Annotated in this window: 5 protein-coding genes; 3 read left to right on the forward strand and 2 right to left on the reverse strand. The window is 54.9% G+C overall.

Annotation, left to right across the window (positions count from 1 at the left end):
• The first annotated feature begins 88 nt into the window (after positions 1-88).
• Positions 89-1030, forward strand: a complete 942-nt coding sequence (locus Q0Y46_RS09540) for a PD-(D/E)XK nuclease family transposase (RefSeq protein ID WP_297946939.1) — start codon at positions 89-91, stop codon at positions 1028-1030.
• Between the two features lie 76 nt (positions 1031-1106).
• Here the strand turns inward: Q0Y46_RS09540 and Q0Y46_RS09545 are convergent, their stop codons facing one another.
• Entirely contained in the window at positions 1107-2378 is a 1272-nt protein-coding gene (locus Q0Y46_RS09545) for a glutamate-5-semialdehyde dehydrogenase (RefSeq protein ID WP_297946941.1), read from the reverse strand.
• Between the two features lie 278 nt (positions 2379-2656).
• Between Q0Y46_RS09545 and Q0Y46_RS09550 the strand changes: the two genes are divergently transcribed.
• Entirely contained in the window at positions 2657-3349 is a 693-nt protein-coding gene (locus Q0Y46_RS09550) for a fibrobacter succinogenes major paralogous domain-containing protein (RefSeq protein WP_297946943.1), read from the forward strand.
• Between the two features lie 54 nt (positions 3350-3403).
• Here Q0Y46_RS09550 and Q0Y46_RS09555 read toward each other — a convergent pair whose 3' ends face one another.
• Positions 3404-6232, reverse strand: a complete 2829-nt coding sequence (locus Q0Y46_RS09555; protein ID WP_295684754.1) for a sugar-binding domain-containing protein — start codon at positions 6230-6232, stop codon at positions 3404-3406.
• A gap of 182 nt (positions 6233-6414) precedes the next feature.
• Between Q0Y46_RS09555 and rplU the strand changes: the two genes are divergently transcribed.
• The coding region (rplU, locus tag Q0Y46_RS09560; RefSeq protein ID WP_297946946.1) for a 50S ribosomal protein L21 at positions 6415-6877 on the forward strand (463 nt) is incomplete at its 3' end.

The raw sequence follows: 6877 nt of genomic DNA on the forward strand, positions 1-6877 counted from the left end.
CGGACAAAAAACGCCGTAAAAACATCTATAAGTACAGACGGGTTTTCTCTCGTTTGCGCACCGGCGCGTCCCGGAATGGGAAAAGCATATGATTCGAGAAGAATTTGCCGAATTTCTCAAGGAACTCAGAAAAATAAACGACAATGGTGGCGATGTCGACGCATTCGTCAAGGAGTATGAAAATAAAAATGTCTATGTCTACAACGATGCGTGCTTCAAGAGAATTTTCGCCGACGAAAGGAATCTCGCCCTCACGAAGGACCTCGTAAACGCCTGTCTGAATCTCGTGGGGTCGGAGCGCATCTTGAATGCGAAATTGACGAATCCTTACATACCTGGCGAATTGGGCTACAAGTCAAGTGAACCCGATCTGGTGCTTGTTAACGAACGCAACGATGGCGAACCCTGCGACCGGATTTCCTTGGACGTGCAACATGAGGGAAGTGACTTCTATAATGACAGACTCGTTTTTTACGTGGCGCGCCACACCGGTAACATGGTGGCGAGCGGCGAGATACCAAAGCTCAAGAACCTTCAGCTTATCAGTTTCCAGTTTTTTGATGCGTTCCCGTGGAGTATGTCGCATAATTACCGCCATACAGTGCAACTGCGAAATCAGGAACATCTGCTATTCTTTGAGAAACAGACCATCACCATCATCGAGGTGAAGAAATTCTTTGAGCGTGCAAGCGCATTCGCAGAAGATAACTGTCGTTTAGCCCAATGGCTCCGAGCCATCGACACCTTGAACCGCGATGCTGATTTTAGTGAATTTGAGGGAGACCCTATCTTCAGGGGCTTGCGCGACGCCGTCAAATTATGTAACTTTAGTTCGGGATATCTCCTGAAGGAGGGTATGATGTCGTTGGATACCGCATATGAAGTATATGTCGCTGAGGAACGCGTCTCCAAGGCAATCGCGAGGAAGTTGCTGGCTATGGGTGACTCCGTTGAAAAAATTTGCGCTGTGACTGGCCTCTACAAAAAACAGGTCCTCAAGTTGCAAGAAGAAGACTCGGAAGAATCCTGATAGAGATTATATAACAAATTTGCCTCGGCAATTATGCCGAGGCATTTTCTATGGAATTATTGTTAGGGGCTGGCGCTTAGCCGCGCACCTGCCCGTTGCCGCGGAGAATCCACTTGTAGCTGCAGAGGCTTTCCACGCCCATGGGGCCGCGGGCGTGCAGCTTGTCGGTAGAAATTCCCACTTCGGCGCCGAGGCCGTATTCGCCACCGTCGGCAAAGCGCGTACTGGCGTTCACCATCACGCTGCTGCTGTCTACGTTCGCGACAAAGTAGTCCTGCACGCTGGCGTCTTCGGCAACGACGGCTTCGGTGTGGCGGCTGCTGTTCTTCTCGATGTGGTCGCAGGCTTCGGCGACGTTGTCGACGAACTTGACGCTTGCCTTGAGGGCCAAGTATTCGTGGTGGTAATTGCTGTCGTCGCCGATGTCTGCGATGCGGCTGTCGTGGCTCTGGGCATCCTTGTTGCCGAAGAGTTCCACGCCACGGTCGGCGAGGCAATCCAGGAGTTTCTTGACGTTGGCGTCATCGATATGGCGGTCGATAATCACGCATTCCATGGCGTTGCACACGCCGGTGCGCTGCGTCTTGGCGTTGATGAGAATGTTCACCGCCTTGTCGATGTCGGCGGACTTGTCCACGTACACGTGGCAGATGCCGTTGAAGTGCTTGATCACGGGAATCTTGCTCTGTTCCACGACGGCGCGGATCAGGCGTTCGCCACCGCGGGGAATCACGAGGTCGATGCAGTCGTTGCGCTGCAAGAGCATGCCCACCAGGTCGTGGCTCGTTTCGGTCACGAGCTGCACGGCGTCTTCGTTGATGCCGTTTGCGGCAAGCGCTTCGTGGAAAATCCCGGCGAGGCACTTCGCGGAGTTGAGCGATTCCTTGCCGCCGCGCAAAATCACGGCATTGCCCGCCTTGAAGCAGAGGCATGCGCCGTCAATCGTCACGTTCGGGCGGCTTTCGAAAATAAAGAATACAGCGCCGATAGGCACGGCAACGCGGCTAATCTTGATGCCGTTCTTGAGTTCGCGGCTTTCGAGCACGCGGTTCAGCGGGTCGGCAAAGGAGGCAATTTCTTCGGCACCCTTGGCCATGGCCTCGATGCGGGCGTCATTCAGGGTCAAGCGGTCTATCTTCGAGTCGTCGAGCTTTCCGGCGGCGGCTTCGAGGTCAAGCTTGTTGGCGGCCAAAATCTCCGGTTTCTTCTCGCGGATGAGTTTTGCCACGAGGTTCAGCACGGCGCTCCTCTTCTCGGCGGTCAGCGTGCGGAGATTCTTGCTTGCGTTTTTGGCGTTATTTGCCAAAATATCAGAGTATTGGTCCAAATTGGAATATGTTTGAGTCATATTTTTTAATATAGAAATTTGGTTTTTCTCCCGTTTGGAGTTATTTTAAAATTTACAGGTTTGTTTTTATTCGCGACGAGGGTGAATAGTTGCGAATATCGGACTTGGGTGATTAGGGCCCGGCGCTCTCTCTCTGCGCTAGGGTCCTTTTTTGTGCATAAAAATCGGTTTTTCAGGATGAAAACATTTTTTTAGATGCCAGAAATCCATTTTATGCTACATTTCTTTTTCCTTTTGCGTTTGGACTCGCTTTCCATGTGCATCTGTAGTGGGGGATTGTGAAGAACGTTTCTGTAAAGGACATCTCCGTTAATTTCATGCTGGGCGCAGCGTTTCTGGCCGTCCTCGTTTGGGCGTGTACCGACGCGGAATCCGATGCTCCCGCTGAACCGGCGGTAGAAAGTCTAGTGCAGGAAGGTACTCCGTTTACCGACCCTCGCGACAATCGCGTGTACAAGACCGTGAAGGTGGGCGCGCAAGTCTGGATGGCCGAGAACATGAAGTTCTATGATGCCGACAAGAAAGGGGACTTTTACGGCAAGTCCTGGTGCTACGGAAACGTGGAGGAGAACTGCGAAACCTACGGGCGGCTCTACCACTGGAGCGCAGCCACGAAGGCTTGCCCTGCGGGCTGGCATCTCCCTTCCAAGGAAGAATTCATGAGATTGTACGAGGATGTCGGCGGTGTCGAAGTGGCGGGAACAGCATTGAAGGCTTCGGAAGGCTGGCCGGAATCCGACAAGAACGACGATGCTTACGGAATGCGCATCGTGCCGGGCGGTTATTACTACATGAAGCACTTCTTTTACGGCGGCGAGAACGCCTACTTGTGGACATCGACCGAAGTGCGCCCGAACAACATGAACAGTGCGGGTTTTGTCTCCGGCCGTGCTTCGGGCTCCATTGACGAGACTTATGCAGAATTCGGGCTGTCCGTCCGCTGCGTCCAGGATTCGTCCGCAAACGAATAAAAGAAAAAATCGGCCCGACGGATCGGACCGATTTCAAATTAACCGTATAACCAATTAGAGCAGGTCGACGATGGCCTTGAAGAGCCTGTCGGCCAGTGCGTTCGTTTCGAGACCTTCGATAACGCTGAACTGGTTGAACATGATGCGTCCCTTGCCGAACGGGTAGAGCTGCAGGTCGACGCCCGTCTTGACTTCGCCGTCCTTGATGCTGACGGAACGTGCGTAGACGGTCGCATTCGGGAGCTCGTTCAGCGAGATGCCCGGCATGGCCGCTGCCGAGTTGTGGTCGAGAACCTTCTTGTTGCCGAACACGTGCAGGAGCGGGGAACCTTCGGGGAGGTAGTGGACGCTGATTTCCTTTGCGCCGGTAGACCACTGGGCTTCGATTGTCGAATCGAAGTGGTGGCTCTGGTTCAGGAAGTCGATATCTTCGGTCGTGAGGTCGGAGAGCAGGAGCGTCTTGCCGCCGTTCTTCGTGACGTCGATAATCTTGTAAAGGATTTCGTCGGGCCAGGAACTCAGGTTGGCCGTGAAGATAATCTGTTCCGGACCGGAGAGTGCGGCGAGGGCGTCGCTCGATTCCTCGTTTTCGTCGAGGAAGCAGACCTTCTTCATCGCGCTCTTCACGTCGGACTGCTCGATGACAATCAGGTCTTCGAAGGAGGAATGGATTTCCTTGCCGTTGTCCTTGAGCGTGAGCTTGATCTGGTAGAAGCCCAGGTTGCGCGGGGCGACCATCGTGCAGATGCCCAGCTGGGTAAGGCTCGTCTTGCCGGCGGGCTCTTCCGGGGTGATGGTCTGGGTAGAAAGCACCTTGTCGTTTTCCAGCAGCGAGACTTCGACTTCCACGTTTTCGCAGCGGCTGTTGTTGAGCAGCGTGAGCTGGAAGTTGATTTCGCTCTGCGGGGTGACCACGTGTTCCAGTTCGCTGATGAGCACGCGGCTCGGCGCGGTGATTTCACGGGTGAACTTCTCGAGGCCCTTGCTTTCGCGGTTCTCGTTGCAGATGCCGCTGAAGTCGGTGCCGTAGTCGGCCCACTGGTCGAGGAAGAAGCCGGCGACCTGCGGGTTGCTCTGGAGAGCGGTAATCTGGTCAAGCTTGCTCTTGGTCGCGATGGCGCGGAGGTCCTTGTTGAAGTCTTCGAAAGAGGCCCAGACGGACTTGCCGCTTTCGCTCAGGAAGGTTTCGACGGCCTTGTAGAGGTTCTTGATTTCCTTCTGGCTCTTGATGCAGCGCGGACCGTTGATGTTGGTCGGCTTGTTCGGGAGCAAGGTGTGGTTCTTGAGCGTGACCAGCAGCTTGTTCTCGATATCGGCTGCGAAGTTTTCTTCGCCTTCCTGGAAGTTCGAGTCGCCGAGGCCGGTATCCGGAATGTCGAGCTCGTCGTTTTCCTTGTCGAAGCAGTGGGCGAGGTAATGCGTGTAGGCCGCGCTCGGGTTCAGGCGCGGGTTGATGCGCAACGTGGCGTACTGGAAAATCCTGTCGTTCGAGACGGGCAGGAGCTTGCCGGTATCCTTGTAGAAGGCGCCTTCGTTGTCGAGGTAGATACTGTCGAGGTTGCTGATGGCCGGGCGGCACATGTCGAGCGGGCTAATCATGTTCAGGAGCTTGTTGCCGTTCTGGAGCATGAAGGTGCCGTTCTCGGAGCCGAGGACCCACACGGCGATACACGGATGGTGCTGCTGTTCCTTGACGATATCGTTGATGAGTTTCTTCGCAATTTCGAGGCCCTGCGGGGTGGAGCGCATCGTGTGGAACGGGAATTCCTGGAACACCAAAAGGCCGATGCGGTCGCAGATGTCCAGAGCGTCGGTGCTGAGCGGAGCGCCGCAGCTGCGGATGGCGTTGAATCCTGCCGCCTTCACGGCGCGGAGGTCTTTTTCGAGCTTGGGGTTGTCGGTGGTCCAGAGGCCGCCTTCGCTCCATTGCTGGTTGTAGCTGACACCCTGGATCTTGAGAATCTGGTCGTTCAGGTAGTAGTCGCCCTTGAGGCAGTCAAACTTGCGGAAGCTGAACGTCTTGACGACGGGGAAGGAATACTCGGGGGCCTTGCCCTTGTTGCCCTTGATTTCGAGCTGGAGCTCGATGGCGAACAGGTTGGGCTTGTCCGGGCTCCACACGCACTTGTCCTTTTTCCAGTCCTTGATGCCGAGGACCATCTTGGTCGTTGCGTTTTCGCGGTCGAGCTTGAGCGTCTTGTAGCTTTCGTACACGTCGCCGCTCGGGCTCTTCATGAGGATGCGCAGGCGGGTCTGGAATCCGCGCGGGTTGTTGAACGTCGTCTCGACGGTGACCCTTTCCTGGTCCATGTCCGGTTCGAGGTGCACATCGGAAATGAATGCCGCGTTACCGAGGATGAGGTCCACGTGGCCGTAGATACCGCCGAAGGGGTACTGGTTCCACGGGAGGCCAACCGGCATTTCGCTCGGGTGGGCGTAACGGTCGTCGGCTCCTTCGCGGCTTTCGCGGCCGAAGTCGATGCGGCTGTTGGCGGCACCCATGTTGGCCACGCGCACGCAGAGAATGTTTTCTTCGCCAATCTTGAGCGCCTTCTGGGTTTCCAGGATGAAGGAGGTGTAGGCGCCAAAGTGCGTTCCCAGGAACTTACCGTTGAGCCAGATGGAGGCGTGGGTCGAAATGCGCTCGAAACGCAGGAAAACGCGTTTGGCGACCAGCTTTTCGTCGTCCAGGGTGAACCGCTTGAAGTAGTATGCGCAATCCTGGGACATCAGGAGCTTGCTGAAAGCGCGTTCCCAGATGTGGGGGACAGTAACGGTTTCGGTGTTTTCGGGGTATGTCGCATACCAGCGATTGGAGATGCCGGAATCTTCAGTGTCCCATTTCATCTGCCAGTCGCCGTCAAGGCTCATAATCTTGTTCATTCGGGTGTCCTTTATGGAAATTTCGGTGTAAAGATAGAAATTAGACAGGGGACGAGTGGAAAGGTGCGAGAGAAATATGCTTGAAATGCGGAATTTGGCTCTTTTTCCCCAAAACCCCTTTACACTCCCCAAACTTTTACTATATTTGTGGCCCCAATAGCAACCAAAAAAAGGATTACAAAATGTATTCTATTGTTGAAACAGGTGGTTTCCAGTATAAAGTCGAGCTGGGCAAGGCCTACAAGGTCCCCACTCTTGACGCCGCTGTTGGTTCCGAACTGGAGCTCAAGTCCGTCCTTCTTTTCGCAGGAAAAGAAGTGCAAGTCGGCACCCCTGTCCTGAATGACGCCTCCGTGAAGGTCGAAGTCCTTGCCCACGGCAAGTACGACACCATCATCGTGTTCAAGAAGAAGCGTCGCACCCGTTACGAACGCCGTAACGGTCATCGTCAGGGCTATACCGAGGTGCTGGTCACGGAACTTCGCTCCGGCGCAGAATCCGCAAAGGTCGATCCCAAGGTTATCGAACGCAACCGCGCTCGCGTGGCTGCCCTTGCCAAGCAGAAGGAGCAGGTCAAGCCCCTCACTCGTAAGGAAAAGATCGCTCAGGGCATCGCCAAGCCGGCCAAGGTCAAGAAGAACTCTC

This window comes from uncultured Fibrobacter sp. (assembly GCF_947305105.1).
Classification (GTDB): Bacteria; Fibrobacterota; Fibrobacteria; order Fibrobacterales; family Fibrobacteraceae; genus Fibrobacter.